The sequence below is a fragment of the Kitasatospora sp. MAP5-34 genome, from assembly GCF_029894335.1.
Classification (GTDB): Bacteria; Actinomycetota; Actinomycetes; order Streptomycetales; family Streptomycetaceae; genus Kitasatospora.
Window position 1 is genome coordinate 262977 of record NZ_JARXZC010000002.1, and the last position, 18091, is coordinate 281067.

An 18091-nucleotide genomic window follows, 5' to 3' on the forward strand; every position below is an offset into this window, starting at 1 on the left:
AGGGCGGGAGGTCAGAGGTCGATCGGGCCGTGCTCGGTCGGCCAGTAGACGGAGAGGAACACCAGCCGCTCGGTGGCGCTCTCGTTCCGCACGTGGTGCCGGCTGCCCGCCGGGAGGAGGGCGGTGACCTGGGGGCCGACCTCGGACTCCTCGCCGTCGACCGTCAGGATGCCCGTGCCGGACAGGAACACGAACATCTCGTGGTCCTCGTGGTCGTGCGGCTCGGTGGCCCCACCGGGCTCGACGACGGCCCGGCCGACACCCCAGGGGGCGAGCTCCTCGCCACCGTGCGGGTAGATCTGCTGGAAGCGGATGCCGTAGGCGTCGACCAGCTGGTCCTCGCCCGTCTTCCTGATCAACATGCCTGCTCCGTAAGGTAGATGGGGAGGTGGTCAGCGCAGGGCGGCCGACGGGGCCGCGTCCGCTGCGGCGGTTCCGGGCCCGGGGGCGGTCCGCGCCCCGAAGGTGGTGAAGGCGGTCCGCTCGGGCAGGTGGTGGATCTGACGGCCCGTCAGAGCGTTGAGGATGACGGCCGACCGCCACGCCGCCAGCCCGAGGTCCGGCGCCCCGACTCCGTGCGTGTGCCGCTCGGCGTTCTGGACGAAGACGGACCCGTTGACCGGTCCGTCCAGCACGAGCCGGTACTCGGCGTCGACCAGCGGCCGGCCCGCGTGGTCGCGGACGAGGTACGGGGCGAGCCCGTGCAGCAGGCTGTCGGCCGGGCGCTCGGTGTAGCCGGTGGCGAGTACGACGGCGTCGGTGGTCAGCGTCTCGGTGGCGCCCTGCTGGACGTGCTCGATCTCCAGGTCGATCCGGCCGTCGCGGGCCCGTCCGGTGCGGATCGCGGTCGCCGGGCGCAGCACGGCGTCCGGCCAACCGCCGCCCACGGTACGGCGGTACAGCTCGTCGTGGATCGCGCCGATCGTCTCGGCGCTGATCCCCTTGTACAGCTGCCACTGCTGCGGCAGCAGCTCGTCCCGGGTCTGCTCGGGCAGTTGGCGGAAGAAGCGGGTGTAGTCCGGGGTGAACTGCTCCAGGCCCAGCTTGGAGTACTCCATGGGGGCGAAGGAGGGGGAGCGGGAGATCCAGTGCAGGCCCTCGGCGCCGACCGGCCGGGAGCGCAGCAGGTCCAGGAAGACCTCGGCGCCGGACTGGCCCGATCCGATCACGGTGACGTGCGGCTTGGCGAGCAGCTCCTCCCGGCGGGCCAGGTAGTCGGCCGAGTGGAAGGCCGACGTGCCGCTGTCCGCGACGAGATGGCGGAGCGGGGCCGGTACGGCGGGCTCGGTCCCGATGCCGAGGACCACGTTGCGGGTGTAGTCGCGGCCGGCCACCACCTCGTCGCCGGTCGCGTCCTCGTAGGTGTAGTCGACGGCGAAGGCCTGCCGGGTCTTGTCCCAGGTGACCGAGTCGACCTGGTGGCCGAAACGGCACTGCGGCAGCTCCCGGCTCACCCAGCGGCAGTAGGCGTCGTACTCGGTGCGCTGGATGTGCAGTTGCTCGGCGAAGTAGAACGGGAGGAGGCGTTCGGTGGCCCGGAGATAGCTGAGGAACGACCACGGGCTGGACGGGTCGACCAGGCTGACGAGATCGGCGAGGAACGGGACCTGGAGGGTGGTGCCGTCAATCATCAGCCCGGGGTGCCAGCGAAACTCCTGGGTCCGTTCGAAGAAGTTCGCCCGCAGACCAGGGACTTGGTCGGCCATCGCCGCCAGCGAGAGATTGAACGGCCCGATGCCAACGCCCAGGAGGTCGAGGGGCTCCGCCATGGAGCGCATGTCGTTCGTCATTCCCACTCTTTCGTGCCGGAATATGAAGTCATGGGTCGGCCCTCGCGCTCCGTACGGGTTGCGAGGTGGACAGCAAGGCCGGCGGGGCAGGTGGAGGCGGATGTCCCGGACGGAGGTGGATGCCCAGAGCGTCCGGGTAGCTCCCGATGGGGCCCCGATCCAGCACCGGTGACGGGTTGTCGATCGACGGCCGCTGTTCAAGCACTCTTGCTCACGCAACGCCCGGTTGGCAAGTAATCCGTTAACGTTCTGTCAGTTTGCAACGGATTCACAGGCAACTCTGGTCACAAGGTGACAAGATCGCTAGTGTCGGATCTGACCGCCACCTCGCATCCACCGTCGTCGACCGACGGGTGGGGTGGGCGGCCGGGGCGACTGTGGATGCCCTACCGGCGCCTCCCGGCCCCTTCGGCACCCCCGGGTGCACGAGAGCACGAGAGCACGGCAGCGGACCCGCCCTGCCGTACTGACAGAGAGACCGATAATGACCGAGCAGACGCCGAGCCTCGTCCTGCCCGAGACGGAACGCACCCGCCATCGCCGCCTGAGCGAGCAGGGGAGTTCGAGCCGGGCCGACCTCGACGCCGTGCTGAAAGCCGGCTTCCTCTGCCACCTCGGCGTGGTCGTCGACGGCACCCCCATGGTCGTGCCGACCGTGTACGGCGTCGAGGGGGACACGCTGTACTTCCACGGGTCGGTCGCCAGTCGCAGTCTGGTCGCATCACCGCAGGCCACGGTCTGTCTGACGGTCACTCACGTCGACGGCCTGGTGCTGTCCCGCTCGGTCTTCGAGCACGGGGTCAACTACCGCAGCGCCATGGTCTACGGCGTGCCGCGCGCCGTCACCGACCCCGACGAGAAGCTCGCCGGACTGCGCAGCCTGACCGAGCACATCACCCCCGGGCAGTGGGACTACGCCCGCCGGCCCAACCGCAAGGAACTCGCGGCCACCGTCCTGCTCGCGCTGTCCCTGGACGAGGCGTCGGTGAAGCTGCGCAGCGGCCCGCCGGAGGACGGCGACGGGCCCGACGCCGAGCTGGGCGTCTGGGCCGGCGTGCTCCCGCTGAACGCCACCTGGGGCGCCCTCGAGCCCGACCCGCTGCTCGCCGAGGGCATCGCCGCCCCGGCACACCTCACGGCGCGAGAGCACCAGCGCCTCGGCTAGCCGCGCCCGGCCAACCCCGGACGCGCGCCCTGGCGGGCCCGTTGGGCCGCCGGGGGGCGCGGTGCTCCCGTTCCGTGCTCCAGTTCTGTTCACCCGGACCTACACCGGAGTCTCGCCATGACCTCTGCCAGCGGCAGCACCCCCGACACCGCAGTCGCGACAACGGCAGCGGCAGCCACAGCGACAACGGCGGCCACAGCGACCGCGACAACGGCCGCCACAGCCACAGCGACGCCCGGTGACGCGATCCTGCACCGTCAGCGCGCTCGCGAGTCCTCGGCCCGCACCTACGCCCGCTCCTTCCCGATCGTCCCGGTCCGGGCCGACGGCATGGTCGTGGAGGGTGCCGACGGCCGCCGCTACCTGGACTGCCTCTCCGGCGCGGGCACGCTGGCGCTGGGCCACAACCACCCCGTGGTGCTGGAGGCGATCCGGCGGACCCTGGACAGCGGTGCCCCGCTGCACGTCCTGGACCTGGCCACGGCGGAGAAGGACGACTTCACCAGCGCGCTCTTCGACACGCTGCCGAAGGAGTTCGCGGACGGCGCCCGGATCCACTTCTGCGGCCCGGCCGGGACGGACGCCGTCGAGGCGGCGCTGAAGCTGATGCAGACCGCCACCGGCCGCCACGGCGTACTCGCCTTCACCGGCGGCTACCACGGCATGACGGCCGGCGCGCTGGCCGCCACCGGCAACGTCGCCGTCAAGGCTCCGCTGCCGTCCGTCGCCGGGGTCACCCGGCTGCCGTACCCGTACGGCTACCGCTGCCCGTTCGGCGTCGGCGGCGAGGCCGGGGCCGGACTCGCCGCCACCTACACTGAGCGGCTGCTCGACGACCCGTCAGGTGGCGTGGTGCCACCGGCCGCGATGATCCTGGAGGCCGTACAGGGCGAGGGCGGAGCCGTCCCCGCGCCGGACGGCTGGCTGCGCGAGATGCGCCGGATCACCGCCGAGCGCGGCATCCCGCTGATCGTGGACGAGGTGCAGAGCGGCGTCGGCCGCACCGGCGCGATGTGGGCGGTCGAGCACAGCGGCATCGTCCCGGACGCCATGGTGCTGTCCAAGGCGATCGGTGGCAGCCTGCCGCTCGCGGTCGTCGTCTACCGCGCCGAGTACGACGGTTGGCAGCCGGGCGCGCACACCGGCACCTTCCGGGGCAACACCCTCGCCATGGCGGCCGGCGCCGCGACCCTGCGCTTCGTCGCGACCGAGGGGCTGGCCGAGCGGGCCGCCCTGGTGGGCGCCCGGATCATGGCCCGGCTGGAGGCGCTGCGCGGCGAACTGCCCGCCATCGGCGAAGTCCGGGGCCGGGGTCTGATGATCGGCGTCGAGCTGGTCGACCCGGCCGGCGAGCCGGACCGCTGCGGGTCGCTGCCGCCCGCTCCGCAGTTCGCTGCCCGGGTCCGGGCCGCCTGCTTCGAACGCGGCCTGATCCTCGAACTCGGCGGCCGCCACGACACCGTGGTCCGGCTGCTGCCACCGCTGGTCATCACGGACGAGCAGGTCGAGTCGGTGTTGGAGCGCCTCGCGGACGCCATCACTGAGGTGAGCAAGGAGACGGCGGGCGGCCGGGCATGACCGAGAACACCCAGCCCGGGCTTCCCGCGCTGTCCGGCGGCCTCGGCGGACCGGCCGCGCTGCGGCCGCTGCTCGAGACCGTCCTGGACGGCCTTGCGGAAGGGGCCGCGCGCCGAGGCGGACCGCTGCCCGCCGGGGCTCCCAAGGAGATCGCCGACCTGGTGGCGACCACCCTCGAGCATGCGGCCGGCGGCGGTGCGGAGACGCTGCACCGGCTCACCACCCTGCTCGCCCACGGCAGCGCCGACCCGGCGGACCCGTCCTGTGCCGCGCACCTGCACTGCCCGCCGCTCGCGCTCGCCGTCGCCGCCGACCTCGCGGTCAGCGCCCTCAACCCCTCCCAGGACTCCTGGGACCAGGCTCCTGCGGCCACCGCGTTGGAGACCCTGCTGCTGCAGGACCTCGCCGCGCTGGTCGGCTACGCCCCGGCGGCCTCGGCCGGGGTGCTCACCTCCGGCGGTACCGAGTCCAACCTGATGGGCCTGATGCTGGCCCGCGACCACGCGCTCGGCCGGGCCGGCGGGCGTCCGACCGAACTGCACGGCCTGCCACCGGGCCTGACGCCACGGATCTTCGCCTCCGCCGCCGCGCACTTCTCCGTGCAGCGCGCCGCCGCCCTGCTCGGCCTCGGCGAGCACGCCGTGGTCGCCGTCCCGGTCGACCGCGACCTGCGGATGGACGCCGGGGCACTGGCCGTGGCCCTGCGGGAGTCGGCCGGCCGGGGCGAGATCCCGGTGGCGGTGGTGGCCACGGCAGGCACCACCGACACCGGCGGTATCGACCCGCTGCCCCGGATCGCCGACCTCGCCGCCGAGAACCACGCCTGGCTGCACGTGGACGCGGCGTACGGCGGCGGGGCGCTGCTCTCCGACCGGCTCGCCCCGCTGCTGGACGGGATCGCCCGCGCGGACTCGGTCTCGCTGGACTGGCACAAGCTGGGCTGGCAACCGGCGGCGGCCGGCGTCTTCCTGGTACGCGACGCGCAGACGTACGCCCCGCTCGCCCGCCGGGCCGTCTACCTGAACCCGGCCGACGACGAGGAGGCCGGCTACCCCAGCCTGCTGGGGCTGTCGCTGCGCACCACCCGCCGCGCCGACGCCTTCAAGATCGCGGTCACCCTGCGCACCCTGGGCCGGTCCGGCCTCGGTCGGCTCGTGGACACCTGCCACGACCTCGCCCGGCACGCGGCGGCCACCGCCGCCGCTCATCCGCAGCTGGAGCTGCACACCGCGCCGGTGCTCACCACCGCCGTCTTCAGGTACCTGCCGCAGCGGGACGGGCTGCGCGACGACCCCCGCGCGGTCGACGTGGTCAACGCCGCGCTGCGCCGCCGCCTGCTGCGCGAGGGCCGGGCCGTCATCGGCCGCACCGAGCTGCCGGGGGAGGGCCCCGGCCGGATCCGGCTCAAGCTCACCCTGCTCAATCCGCACACCACGCCCGCCGGGATCGAGCAGCTGCTGCGGCTCGTCGTGGCCGCCGGGCAGGCGGAGGAGGCGGAGCAGGCCGGGTAGCGGCTGGTGGGCGTGGTGCGGAGGGGTGCTGGCGGGCGGCTGTGGAGGTGGCCGGGCATCGGCGGGTCCTGACGGCGGCGGGAGCTGAGGTGCTCACGGCCTGACGGCAGGTTGTCCGCAAGGTGTCGACGCTGTGACAGCAGACGGCGTTTTCATGCTTGTTGTGTGGTGTGACTAATATCAACGCGTCAAAGTTCCTATCAGATCTGGCCGGTCATGACCGACTGTCGCCGTCTCCAGGGAGAATGCTCTGCGCACGCGTGGATACCGGCGGATCGCATCGGACAGCGGCAGCACGAAGGACAGCGGTACGAAAGACAGCGGCACGAAGGCCAAGGACAGGAAGGCCAAGGGCAAGGACAGGCGGAGCCGGATCACCCTGCGGACGGCTCTGGTCGTCCTCGCGGTCGTGCCCAGTGTCGCGCTCGCCGTGCTCTGGACGGTGACCACTGGTCAGACCCTGTACTCCTTCCAGCGGCAGGCGGCCCAGGGGCTGCTGGCGCAGAAGGCCGGTCAGCCGTCCAACATCGTGTACTACAACCTCCAGGAGGAGCGCCGGCTCAGCGCCGAGCTGCTCGCGGCCAGGGGGACCGCCGGCCGGAGCGCTGACGCCGATGCGCTGGAGCATCAGCGGCAGTTGACGGACCAGGCGATCAGCAGGTTCCAGAAGCTCTCCCGGGTCGCCGCCTCGCACGCGCCCGCCGAGGTGCGCGACGCGGTGTCCGAGGCGCAGCGGGCGATGACCGAGCTGCCGGCCGAACGCACCCAGGTCGACCAGGGTGACAGCAGTCGGCAGGCGGCCGTATACACCTACTACACCGACCTGATCGCGGTGGACCTGCGGCTGTTCACGGCGCTCAGCCACGTGGACGACGGGGAGGTCACCTGGGTCTCGCGGCCGCTGGTCGACCTGTTCTGGACCAAGGAGATGATCGCCCGGTCGGACGCGCTGCTGGCGCGCGGCTGGCCCGACCAGAAGCTGAGCTCCGACGACCTGCGGCAGGTCCAGCAGTCCATCGCCGCACAGTCGTTCCTGATCGACACCAAGCTGCTCCCGTACCTGCCGCCCGCCGAGGCGGCGAAGTGGCGGGAACTCGCCGACGGCCCGGCCTGGAAGTCCAAGACGGCCGTGGAGCAGAGCCTGCTGCAGCCCGCGCTCCCGGACGCCTCGGGCGCGGTCCCGCTCGGACCGTACCGAGACCAGTGGCGCCAGGCCGTCGACCAGGTCAACCCGTCCCTGGTCGGCCTGATCGAGACCCGCACCGCTGGAGTGGTCTCCACCGGCAAGGGCATGGTCCTCTCACTGCTGCTCCGGATCCTGCTCACCAGTGCGATCGGTCTGATCGCCGTGATCGCCGTGATCGTGACGACCTGGCGGCTGACCCGCTCGCTGCGCCGCCGGATCGTCGGCCTGCACGACCAGGCGCAGGACCTCGAACACGCCCTGCCCGAGGTGGTCGAGCGGCTCGCGCGTGGCGAACAGGTCGACCTCGAGGCCGAGGCCCGTGCCATCGACCGTGGCACCCATGACGGCGGCGACGACGAACTGACCCACCTCGGTACGGCACTCAACCTGGCCAGGACCAGCGCCCTGCAGGCCGCCGTCCGGCAGGCCGACCAACACCGTGGCTTCGAGCGGCTGTTGCAGCGGATCGCCCGCCGGACGCAGCTGCTGATCGGCCTGCAGCTCAAGAAGCTCGACGAGTTGGAGCGGCGCTTCGAGGATCCGGAGGTGCTGGACGGCCTCTTCGACCTCGACCACCTCACCGCCCGGCTGCGGCGCTACGAGGAGAACCTGGTGATCCTGGCCGGCGGCACTCCGCACCGCCGCTGGCGCAAGCCCGTCCCGCTGCTCGACGTGCTGCGCGCGGCCCAGGGCGAGGTACAGGACTACCGGCGCGTCGTGCTGGACGTCGAGGGCAGCCCGTGGCTGTCGGAGCGGGTGGTCGGTCCGGTCGCGCACGTGCTCGCCGAGCTGATCGAGAACGCCCTCAGCTTCTCCAAGCCGCCGACTCCGGTCGAGGTGCGGGCCGCGCAGGTCGGCCGTGGCCTGGCGATCGAGATCGAGGACCGGGGCCTCGGGATGGACGAGGACCAGCTGTTGGCGGCGAACCAGCTGATGGTCCGTCCGCCCCGGATGGACGCGCTTGCCCGTACCGACGACATCCGGCTCGGCTTCCACGTGATCGCCCGGCTCGCCGTCACCCACGGCCTGCAGGTCGAGTTCCGGCCGTCCGCCTTCGGCGGCACCCGTGCCGTGCTGTTCGTTCCCGCCGAGCTGGTCACCACCGAGCGGGTGGAGCGTCCGGTGGTGGACCGTCCGGCGCTGGACCGTCCGGTGATGATCGAGCCGCTGGAACTCGGCGGCACCCTGCCGACCCGCTCGCGCGGCCGCGCGCTTGCCGGCGTCACCGCACACTTCACGCCACAACTCCCAGCCCAGCTCCCAGCCCAGCTCCCAGCCCAGCTCCCGGCCCAGCTCACGCCGCACCTCACGCCGCAGCGGTCGGCCGAAGCGCCGACCGGTGACGCGCCGCTGCCGCAGCGGATCCGGCAGGCCAGCCTGGTCGCCGAGCTGCGCCTCCCGGAGGGCGAGCAGACCACCGCCCCGAAGCCGCCCCGCTGGGACGACAACCCGCTGCTGCGACCCGCCCCCCGACGGGCCGGAGCGGCGATCGGCGCCTTCCAACGGCGGTCACGCGAGGCCAGGGAGACGGCCGAGCCGAACCCCGCCCTGCCCGAGCAGCACGAGTTCCTCCCCGCTCCACCAGACGCCCAGAGCCCGTCCCCCGCTGACGAGTTCTCGGACCGACCCCCCACCCCTTCGACGGAAGACCGGTCATGACGCGCACAACCGCCACCCACCAGGACCTCGACTGGCTGCTGGACGGATTGGTCGACTCGGTCGCCGGGACCAAGCACGCCGTGCTGCTCTCCGACGACGGCCTCGTGGTCAGCCACGACCGCACCATCGAACGCTCCGACGCCGAGCGGCTGGCCGCCATCGCCACGGGACAGCAGAGCCTGGCGCGCGGCGTCGGACAGCTCTTCGACGGCGGTTCGGTGCACCAGGTGATCGTCGAGCTGGCCGAGCTCTGGCTCTTCATCACCTCGGCGGGTCAGGGCACGCACCTGGCCGTGGTCGCCTCGCAGGAGGTCGACGCCGAGGTGATGTCGCTGGCGATGCACAACCTGGTGCAGCAGGTCGGCCAGAAGCTGAGCGCTCCGGTCCGTGGCGACTTCGACGCCTTCGCAGCCCGGGGCGGCCGCGGGTGACCCCGTACTGGGCCGACGAGGACGAGGACGAGCACGGCGAGGGCGCGGACGGCGCCGGGACGATGGTCCGCCCGTACACCATCACCCGGGGCCGGACCGCCCCGGAGCGGGACGACCTCACCCTCATCACCGTGCTGACGACCACCCAGCAGGAGCTGGACGAGTACGGCAGGCCCTACCGGCCGGGCGGGCGCGGGCTCCAGCCGGAGCACCGCGTCATCCTGGACCGCTGCCGCCAGCCCGCCGCCGTGGCCGAGATCGCCGCCGACCTCGACCTGCCGGTCTCGGTGACCAAGATCCTGCTCGGCGACCTGGTGGCCCAGGGGCTGCTGCTCGCCCGTGCCCCGCTGTCGGTGGCCCGCGCGGCCGGTGGCGCAGACCTCGGCCTGCTGAAGGCCGTTCGCGAAGGACTCCGGAGACTCTGAGCCAGATGACAAGCAGTCCGATGACAGACAGGCCCACGACCGGCAGCCAGGTGGCCGCCGCTGCCCCCGCCGCCGTCAAGATCCTGATCGCCGGCGGTTTCGGTGTCGGCAAGACCACCCTGGTGGGCGCGGTCAGCGAGGTCACGCCGCTGCGTACCGAGGAGTACCTGACCAGGGCGAGCGTCGGAGTCGACGACCTCTCCGGGGTGGACGAGAAGGACACCACCACGGTGGCCCTGGACTTCGGCCGGATCACGGTCAGTCCGGAGCTGGTGGTGTACCTCTTCGGCACGCCGGGCCAGGAGCGATTCTGGTTCATGTGGAACGACCTGGTGAACGGCGCGCTCGGCGGTGTGGTGATCGCCGACACCCGGCGGCTGGAGAGCAGCTTCGCCTCGATCGACTTCTTCGAGAGCCGGGACATCCCGTTCGTGGTGGCGATCAACTGCTTCCACGGGATCAACACCCGCTCGCCGGCCGAGATCCGGGCCGCGCTCGACCTCGACCCGCAGGTGCCGATGCTGGTCGGTGACGTACGGGAGCGGCCGTTCGGGCGTGACGTACTGCTCGCGCTGGTCGACCACCTGATGAACCTTCCGGTTCTCCAGCCCGTCCCCGTCGGCTGAACACGAGTCGGCTGAACACCAGTGCGCTGAACACCCGTACGACCAGGAGAAACTGACATGGCATCACCTCTGCGCGCCCTGATCCACGGCGGCGGCATCGGGGGCCTGACTCTCGCGACCGCCCTCGCCGGACGCGGTCACCTGGTCGAGGTCGCCGAGCTGTGCGAGGAGCTGGACGCCCTCGGTGTCGGGATCATCCAGCCCTCCAACGCGCTGCACGTCATGCGCGAGATCGGTGTCCTGGACGACTGTCTGGCGGCCGGTTTCGTGTGGGACGCGCTGACCATCTGCGACCCGGCGGGGGCCGTCCTCGCCAAGATCCCGCAGCCCCGGATGGGTGACGTGCCCTCGAACAACGGGATACCGCGCCCGGCCCTGGCCAAGTTGCTCGCCCGGGCGGCCACGGCGGCCGGGGCCGTGATCCGCTTCGGCAGCACGATCACCGAGCTGACGGACGACGGCGCGGGCGTCGAGGTCACCCTCTCCGACGGCTCCACCGGCCGCTGGGACCTGGTGATCGGCTTCGACGGCATCGGCTCGCCGCTGCGCCGCCGCCTGTACGGGGACAGGTACGCCCCCGAGTACACCGGATTCGCCAACTGGCGGGTCACCGTGCCGCGTGCGCCCGAGGTGGGCGGCGTGCTGATGAGCGCGGGCAACCGGGCGGCCAAGGCGCTGCTCACCCCGATCACCGACGAGTTGATGTACCTCGGCGCGGTCTTCGCCGAGGCCGAGGACTTCCGGCCGGATCCGGAGCGGGCGCACGAGCAACTGGCCGAGCGGCTGGCCGACTTCGGCGGTCCGGTGGCCGAGGCGCTCACCGAGGTCACCGATCCGGCGGCCGTGGTGTACTCGCGGATCTCCCAGGTCACCGTCGAGGAGCCCTGGCACGTCGGGCGGGTGGTGCTGGCGGGTGACGCGGCCCATGCGAGCACCCCGCACCTCGCTCAGGGCGCCGCGATGGCGGTCGAGGACGCCCTCGTCCTCGCGCTCACCCTGGACGCCGAGCCGAGCGTGCCCGCCGCGCTGGCGGCCTGGGAGACCCGCCGCCGCCCCCGCGCGATGTGGGTCCAGAGCATGTCGCGGGCCGTCCTCAAGCAGGAGACGGGCACGCCCACCACTCCCGAGGACGACGAGCTGCTCAGGACCGGCATCCCGGGTGCGGCGCACGTCCTGGTGCAGCCGTACTGACCTGGTTCCGCCTGCGGCCTGAGGGCGCCCTATGGACCGGGCACGTAACCTGCTGAGAGGGCGGAACACGCGCTCTCGGCCGGCGGAGGGGCGATGGCAGTGGAGGAACGGACCGGTAACCGGACCAGTCGGCTGGAGATACGGCTCGTCCGGCGCAGCTTCACCGACCCGGAGGCGGCCGTACGCCTGCTGGACGGCCCCGGGCTGCACGGGCTGGCCACCGACCCCGTCCTGCTGGACGCCCTCGGGGCCACCGCCGACCCCGACCTCGCACTGCTCGGCCTGGCCCGGCTGCTGGAGGCCCTCGACGAGCCCGAGCGGCACACCCTGCGGGACACCCTGACCAGCTCCAAACCGCTCCGTGACCGCCTGCTCGGCGTCCTCGGCGCCTCCGCCGCGCTCGGCGACCACCTCGCCCGGTACCCCAGGCACTGGCACGCCCTGGTCACCTTCGAGGTGCGTGACATCCACCCCGGCCCGGAGGACTTCCGCCGTCAGCTCTCCGACCGGGTCTTCCGGAACGGCGGCGGGAACGGCGGCGGGAACGGCGGCGGGAACGGCGGCGGGAACGGCGGCGGGGACAAGGCCGACGCGCTGCGGGTCGCCTACCGGCGCTGCCTGCTGGCCATCGCCGCCCGCGACCTCAGCGGCACCACCGACCTGCCGCAGACCGCCGCCGAGCTCGCCGACCTGGCGGGCGCCACCCTGCAGACCGCCCTCGACCTCGCCGCCGGCGAGGACCCGGAGGCGGCCGGGCTCTGCCGGTTGGCGGTGATCGCCATGGGCAAGTGCGGCGGACGGGAGCTCAACTACGTCTCCGACGTGGACGTGATCTTCGTCGCCGAGGCCCGCGAGGGCGTCGAGGAGCACCGGGCGATGCAGGCCGCCACCCGGCTCGCCGCCCGGATGATGCGGCTGTGCTCCGACACCACCGGCGAGGGCACGATCTGGCCGGTGGACGCCAACCTCCGCCCCGAGGGCCGGAACGGGCCGCTGGTCCGCACCCTCGCCAGCCACCTCGCGTACTACCAGCGCTGGGCCAAGACCTGGGAGTTCCAGGCGCTGCTGAAGGCCCGTCCGGTGGCGGGCGACGCCGAACTCGGCGCCGCGTACACCGAGGCCACCGCGCCGCTGGTCTGGCAGGCCGCCGAGCGGGAGAACTTCGTCACCGACGTGCAGCAGATGCGCCGCCGGGTGGTCGACGCCATCCCGGCCACCGAGCTCGACCGGCAGCTCAAACTCGGGCCCGGCGGGCTGCGCGACGTCGAGTTCGCCGTCCAGATGCTCCAGCTGGTGCACGGCCGCACCGACGACAGCCTGCGCAGCGGCAACACCCTCGAAGCGCTCGCCGCGCTCCGCGACGGCGGTTACGTCGGCCGCGCCGACGCCAACTCGCTCGACGCCGCCTACCGCTTCCTGCGCAGCCTGGAACACCGCATCCAGCTGCACCGGCTGCGCCGCACCCACCTGATGCCCCGCGAGGACGCCGACCAGCGCCGGCTGGCCCGCTCCCTCACCGAGCTGATCAACGACGACACCCGGGCCGACCCGGTGGCCGCGCTGCAACGGGAGTGGAAGCGGCACGCCGTCGAGGTCCGGCGGCTGCACGAGAAGCTGTTCTACCGCCCGCTGCTGGACGCCGTCGCCGAGCTGCCGCTGCCCGACACCAGGCTCAGCCCGCAGGCCGCCATGGCGCGCCTGGAGGCCCTCGGCTACGCCGACCCGGCCAACGCCCTGCGCCACCTGACCGCGCTCGCCTCCGGCGTCAGCCGCAAGGCCGCCATCCAGCGGACCCTGCTGCCGGTGCTGCTCGGCTGGTTCGCCGACTCGGCCGACCCGGATGCCGGGCTGCTGGGCTTCCGCCAGGTCTCCGACGCGCTCGGCCGCACCCCCTGGTACCTGCGGCTGCTGCGCGACGAGAGCGCCGCCGCCGAACAGCTCGCCCGGGTGCTCTCCGCCGGGCGGCTCGCCCCCGACCTGCTGCTCCGCGCGCCGGAGGCGGTCGCCATGCTCGGCGACCCGAACGGCCTCGTCCCGCGCGGGCGGGCCGCGCTGGAGCAGGAGATACTGTCCGCCGTCGGCCGGGCCGGGTCCGCCGAGGCCGGGGTCGCCGCCGCCCGCTCGGTACGCCGCCGGGAGCTGTTCCGGACCGCCGCCGCCGACGTGCTCGGCCGGCTCGGGGACGACCCGGGCACCGCCCTGGACACGGCGGGGGAGGCCCTGACCGCCCTCAACGCGGCCACCCTGCAGGGCGCGCTGAGGGCCTGCGTCGCCGCCTGGGAGAGCGAGCACGGCGAGCTGCCCACCCGGCTGTCGGTGATCGCGATGGGCCGGTTCGGCGGCCGCGAGCTCTGCTACGGCTCCGACGCGGACGTGCTCTTCGTCCACGAGCCGGTGCTCGGCTCGCTCGAACACGACGCCGCCCGCGCCGCCCAGGCCGTCTGCAACCGGCTGCGCACCCTGCTCTCCGCGCCCTCGCCCGAGCCGCCGCTGCTGATCGACGCCGACCTGCGCCCGGAGGGCAGGCAGGGCCCGCTGGTGCGCACCCTCGCCTCGTACCAGGCGTACTACCGCCGCTGGTCGCACGTCTGGGAGAGCCAGGCGCTGCTGCGCGCCGAGCCGGTGGCGGGCGACGCCGAGCTGGGCGAGCGGTTCCGCGCCGTGATCGACCCGCTGCGCTACCCGGGGACCGGGGTGCCCGAGAAGGACCTGATCGAGATCCGCCGGATAAAGGCCCGGGTCGAGAGGGAGCGGCTGCCGCGCGGGGCCGACCCGACCACCCACACCAAGATCGGCCGGGGCGGCCTCGCCGACATCGAGTGGACGGTCCAGCTGCTCCAGCTCCAGCACGGGCACGAACTGCCCGCGCTGCGCACCACCAGGACCAGGGCCGCGCTGGCGGCCGCCACCGAGGCCGGGTTGGTGACGGCGGAGGACGCGGCCGTGCTGGACGCGGCCTGGCAGTTGGCCTCCCGGGTGCGCAGCGCGGTGATGCTGGTGCGCGGCCGCCCGGGAGACAGCTTCCCCGGCGACGCCCGCGAACTCGCCGGAGTGGCGCGCTACCTCGGTTACGGCGCCGGGCACTCGGGCGAGCTGGTGGACGACTACCGCCGGACCACCCGCCGGGCCCGCGCGGTGGTGGAGCGGCTGTTCTACGGCCCCTGATCACGCCGGATCACGGCCCTGATCACGCCGGATCACGGCCCTGATCACGGCCCGGATTATGGCCCTTGAGCCCGCAGCGGGACGGGCTGCCGGACGGCTCGGGCGACCTGGGCGGGCGGGCGAAGGACAGGTGTGCGAAACTCCGGTCTGACGTCCCATCGGCCGGTAGGCTCACAACCGTCCCGTCGATCATGGACGACCCGCACCGACCCCGGCAACCGCTCCGGTGGGTGCTTCCGAGCCCGTTCCAGGCAGAGAGAGACCGTATGGCCACCTGGGGATGGGCGAAGTCCGCCGTGGGCGGACGGCCCCGGCTGGGACTGGGCCTGCCGGGTCTGCGCGACCCGCTGCTCGCCGCCACCGCGCTCGCCGCCGTACTGAACGTGCTGTGGGCGCTGTTCCTGGCCAACGACTCGGGGGACCTGGCCGCGCAGTACGCGTGGACGGAGTTCATCCGGCAGAACCCCGACTCGGCGTACAACCTCTCCTGGTACGGCGGGATGCACACCGCGTCCTACAGCCTGCTGTCCCCGTACCTGATGGGCTGGCTGGGCGTGCGCACCACCGGGGTCCTCGCCACCACGGCGTCGGCAGCGGTCGCCGCGCGGCTGCTGACCCGGGTCCGGGCCGGCCGGCCGCTGGTGCTCGCGCTCTGGACGGCCCTCGCGCTCTCCGCCGACCTCTTCTCGGGCCGGGTCACCTTCGCGCTCGGGATCCTCTTCGCCCTCGGCGCGGTGGCACTGCTGTTCCCGGCGGCCGGCCATGACCGGCGCCGGCTCGCCGCCGTCCTCGGCCTCGGCGTACTGGCCACCATGGCCAGCCCGGTGGCCGGGCTGTTCCTGGAGGTGGTCGCGGCCGCGCTCTTCCTCGACCGGCGCCGGCCGGAGTCCTACGCCGTCGCGGCGGGACCCTTCCTGGTGATCGGCGGGACGGCGCTGCTCTTCCCCTTCCAGGGGGTGCAGCCCTTCGACTGGTGGCTGGCCGCGCCGCTGGCGGTGACCGCCGCCTGCGCCGCCCTCGTACTGCCGCGCGGATGGCGTGTCCTGCGGGCCGGCTCGGCGATCTACGCCCTCGGGGCCGCGCTGACCTGGGTGGTGCCGTCACCGGTCGGCAGCAACGTCGAGCGCCTGCCGCTGCTCTTCGGGCCCACCGTGCTGCTCGCCGCCCTGTTCCACCGGCCGCCGGGCGTCCCGGCGGACCCGCTGCGGGCCCGGCGGCGCCGGGTGGCGGTCGCCCTGCTGCTGTGCGTCGGTGCCGTCTGGCAGGTGACCAAGCCGATCGGCGACCTGGTCGCCACGGTGCCGGCCCAGGCGACGGCCCTGCACCCGAAGCCGCTGATCGACGAACTCCGCCGGATCGGCGCCGACCGGGGCCGGGTCGAGGTGGTGCCGCTGCGGACCCACGGGGAGGCGTCCGACATCGCGCCGTACGTCAACCTGGCCCGGGGCTGGAACCGGCAGGCCGACGTCGCGCGCAACCCGCTCTTCTACCAGGACACCCTCAGCCCGGACGACTACCACGCCTGGCTGCAGTTCTGGGGCGTCGGCTTCGTGGTGCTGCCCGCCGGACCGCCGGACGACGCGGCGGTCGACGAGGCCCGGATCGTCCAGGAGCCGCACGACTGGCTGAGCCCGGTGTGGAAGGACGCGAACTGGCAGCTCTACCGCGTGATGGACGCACTGCCGCTGGTGGCCCCGCCCGCGACCGTACAGCTCGCCGGGCCGGCCGCCGTCACCATCGACGTCCCGGAGCCGGGCTCGGTACTGCTGCGCATCCCGTGGTCCCCCTGGCTCTCCCTGGGCGGCGACGCGGGTGGCACCGGCAGCTGCCTCACCCAGGGCGGCAGCGACTGGACGGTCCTGCACGCCGCCCACGCGGGCACCTACCAGGTGGCCAGCCGCTACGGCCTCCCCCGGGGCGCGCCCTGTGTGAAGGCCTGAAACACGGACAGGGGCGCGGGGAACTGCGCGAAGCGGGAGGGCACAGGTCGGTGCCTTCCGGTTTCGCGCAGTTCCCCGCGCCCCTGCTTTGGTTCAGCGTCTAGCGTTGTGCTGCGACCGGGGTGGCCCACTGTTCGGGGACGGTGATCGGTGGGTCGGCGTCGGATCCGCCCGGGTGGCGGGGGAGCCGGTAGACCCAGACGTGGTAGATCGCCCGGGACGCCATGAAGCCGACCGCCAGGCAGACCTCGCCGCCCAGTGCGTCCATCCAGAAGTGGTTGGCGGTCGAGATGATCACGACCAGCGTCGCCAGCGGGTAGGCCAGGCCGAGGGCACGGACCCATGGGCGGCGGGCCAGGAAGAAGATCGTCAGGCCGCACCAGAGCGACCAGCCGATGTGCATCGACGGCATCGCGGCGAACTGGTTGGAGACGTGCGCGCCCGCCCCGGAGGCCATCGAACCCCAGGTGTGGTGGACGGACACGGTGTCCACGAAGTGCCCGTTGTCCATCAGCCGGGGCGGCGCCAGCGGGAAGAAGTAGAACCCGACCAGGGCGATCGCGGTGGTCACGAACAGCACCGACCGTGCCGCGGCGTAACGGCCCGGGTGCGAGCGGTAGAGCCAGATGAGCACGCCGATCGTCACGATGAAGTGCAGCGTGGCGTAGTAGTAGTTCATCCCCACGATCAGCCAGCTGACCGAGTTGACGCCGTGGTTCACCGAGCGTTCCACCGCGATGCCGAGGCTCTGCTCGAAGTGCCAGATCATGCTCGCGTGGTGCTGGGCCGCCGTCGCCTGGGTCGGGACGGCGTTGCGGACCAGCGAGTAGATCAGGTAGCTGAAGCCGATCAGGGCCAGCTCGAACCAGAGCCGAGGTCTCGCAGGTGTCCGGCGTTGATCGCGGACACGGCTGCGCAGCGCGGCGGCAGGCGTCTGGGCGGCGCGGGTGGCTCCGTCCGGTCGGTGGACCGTACGGTCCTCGCCCGGGACGGAACCGGCCCCGCGAGCCGCGTCGGCGCGGTCTGCGCTCGCATTACGGATCTCGGTCGGTTCCCCCATGGACGAGAAGTCTGCCAGACGACTTGTGGCCGCCCGCTCATCCTGCGGTAGGGGATTCGTCACCAGCTGTCCCCCAAAAGCGTGAGGGGCGTGGTACCTGGGGTGGGCATGAAGTCCATTGTGACTCGTTCGCAGACCACCGGTCGAGCCGACCCCCTCCGAGGCCCGTCCGCCCTGTCCGGCCGGGCCCCGACTGGGTTCCGGCTGGGCCCCGGCGTGGGTCCCGGCTCTGGGGCCCGCCTCGCTCCCGGCGGCCTCCGGCTGCTTCGCAACGGTTCGGTGAAGACCTTGATTGCAACGTTTTCAACATCTTGCTGAAATATCTTGCAGCCGCTAGCGTCCACGCCACTCAAACGTCGACGAG

13 protein-coding genes are annotated in these 18091 nt (G+C 72.9%); 10 read left to right on the top strand and 3 right to left on the bottom strand.

The window, feature by feature from the left end; genetic code table 11:
- Window positions 1-11: 11 nt before the first annotated feature.
- Both P3T29_RS03170 and P3T29_RS03175 read right to left on the bottom strand, forming a co-directional pair.
- Window positions 12-362, bottom strand: a complete 351-nt coding sequence (locus tag P3T29_RS03170) for a cupin domain-containing protein (RefSeq protein WP_280714669.1) — start codon at window positions 360-362, stop codon at window positions 12-14.
- Between the two features lie 30 nt (window positions 363-392).
- Window positions 393-1790, bottom strand: a complete 1398-nt coding sequence (locus tag P3T29_RS03175) for a SidA/IucD/PvdA family monooxygenase (protein WP_280714670.1) — start codon at window positions 1788-1790, stop codon at window positions 393-395.
- A 484-nt stretch (window positions 1791-2274) separates the two neighbouring features.
- On the opposite strand from P3T29_RS03175, the gene P3T29_RS03180 reads away from it, so the two are divergent.
- From P3T29_RS03180 to P3T29_RS03225, 10 genes are all read left to right on the top strand, one after another.
- Window positions 2275-2955 carry a pyridoxamine 5'-phosphate oxidase family protein gene (locus P3T29_RS03180; protein ID WP_280714671.1) on the top strand — a complete coding sequence of 227 codons (681 nt, stop codon included), beginning with the start codon at window positions 2275-2277 and terminating at the stop codon, window positions 2953-2955.
- 117 nt (window positions 2956-3072) lie between these two features.
- The gene (locus tag P3T29_RS03185; protein ID WP_280714672.1) at window positions 3073-4533 is read left to right on the top strand and encodes a diaminobutyrate--2-oxoglutarate transaminase; all 1461 of its coding nucleotides are present in this window, start codon (window positions 3073-3075) and stop codon (window positions 4531-4533) included.
- Window positions 4530-6044: a pyridoxal-dependent decarboxylase gene (locus P3T29_RS03190; RefSeq protein WP_280714673.1), complete on the top strand. Its 1515-nt coding sequence runs from the start codon at window positions 4530-4532 to the stop codon at window positions 6042-6044. Before P3T29_RS03185 ends, P3T29_RS03190 begins: the two co-directional genes overlap by 4 nt.
- 409 nt (window positions 6045-6453) lie before the next feature.
- Window positions 6454-8889 carry a nitrate- and nitrite sensing domain-containing protein gene (locus tag P3T29_RS03195; protein WP_280714674.1) on the top strand — a complete coding sequence of 812 codons (2436 nt, stop codon included), beginning with the start codon at window positions 6454-6456 and terminating at the stop codon, window positions 8887-8889.
- Window positions 8886-9320 (top strand): roadblock/LC7 domain-containing protein, encoded by a 435-nt coding sequence (locus tag P3T29_RS03200; RefSeq protein WP_280714675.1) that lies wholly within the window; start codon window positions 8886-8888, stop codon window positions 9318-9320. Before P3T29_RS03195 ends, P3T29_RS03200 begins: the two co-directional genes overlap by 4 nt.
- Before the next feature lie 62 nt (window positions 9321-9382).
- The gene (locus tag P3T29_RS03205; protein WP_280714774.1) at window positions 9383-9745 is read left to right on the top strand and encodes a DUF742 domain-containing protein; all 363 of its coding nucleotides are present in this window, start codon (window positions 9383-9385) and stop codon (window positions 9743-9745) included.
- Between the two features lie 20 nt (window positions 9746-9765).
- Window positions 9766-10371 carry an ATP/GTP-binding protein gene (locus tag P3T29_RS03210; RefSeq protein WP_280714676.1) on the top strand — a complete coding sequence of 202 codons (606 nt, stop codon included), beginning with the start codon at window positions 9766-9768 and terminating at the stop codon, window positions 10369-10371.
- A 57-nt stretch (window positions 10372-10428) separates the two neighbouring features.
- Window positions 10429-11562, top strand: coding sequence for an FAD-dependent monooxygenase (locus P3T29_RS03215; protein ID WP_280714677.1), 1134 nt, complete (start codon window positions 10429-10431; stop codon window positions 11560-11562).
- Between the two features lie 93 nt (window positions 11563-11655).
- Window positions 11656-14727, top strand: a complete 3072-nt coding sequence (locus P3T29_RS03220) for a bifunctional [glutamine synthetase] adenylyltransferase/[glutamine synthetase]-adenylyl-L-tyrosine phosphorylase (protein WP_280714678.1) — start codon at window positions 11656-11658, stop codon at window positions 14725-14727.
- Between the two features lie 266 nt (window positions 14728-14993).
- Window positions 14994-16667 carry an MFS transporter gene (locus P3T29_RS03225; protein ID WP_280714679.1) on the top strand — a complete coding sequence of 558 codons (1674 nt, stop codon included), beginning with the start codon at window positions 14994-14996 and terminating at the stop codon, window positions 16665-16667.
- Between the two features lie 100 nt (window positions 16668-16767).
- On the opposite strand, the gene P3T29_RS03230 is transcribed toward P3T29_RS03225, so the two are convergent.
- Window positions 16768-17727 carry a phosphatase PAP2 family protein gene (locus P3T29_RS03230; protein WP_280714680.1) on the bottom strand — a complete coding sequence of 320 codons (960 nt, stop codon included), beginning with the start codon at window positions 17725-17727 and terminating at the stop codon, window positions 16768-16770.
- Window positions 17728-18091: the final 364 nt, after the last annotated feature.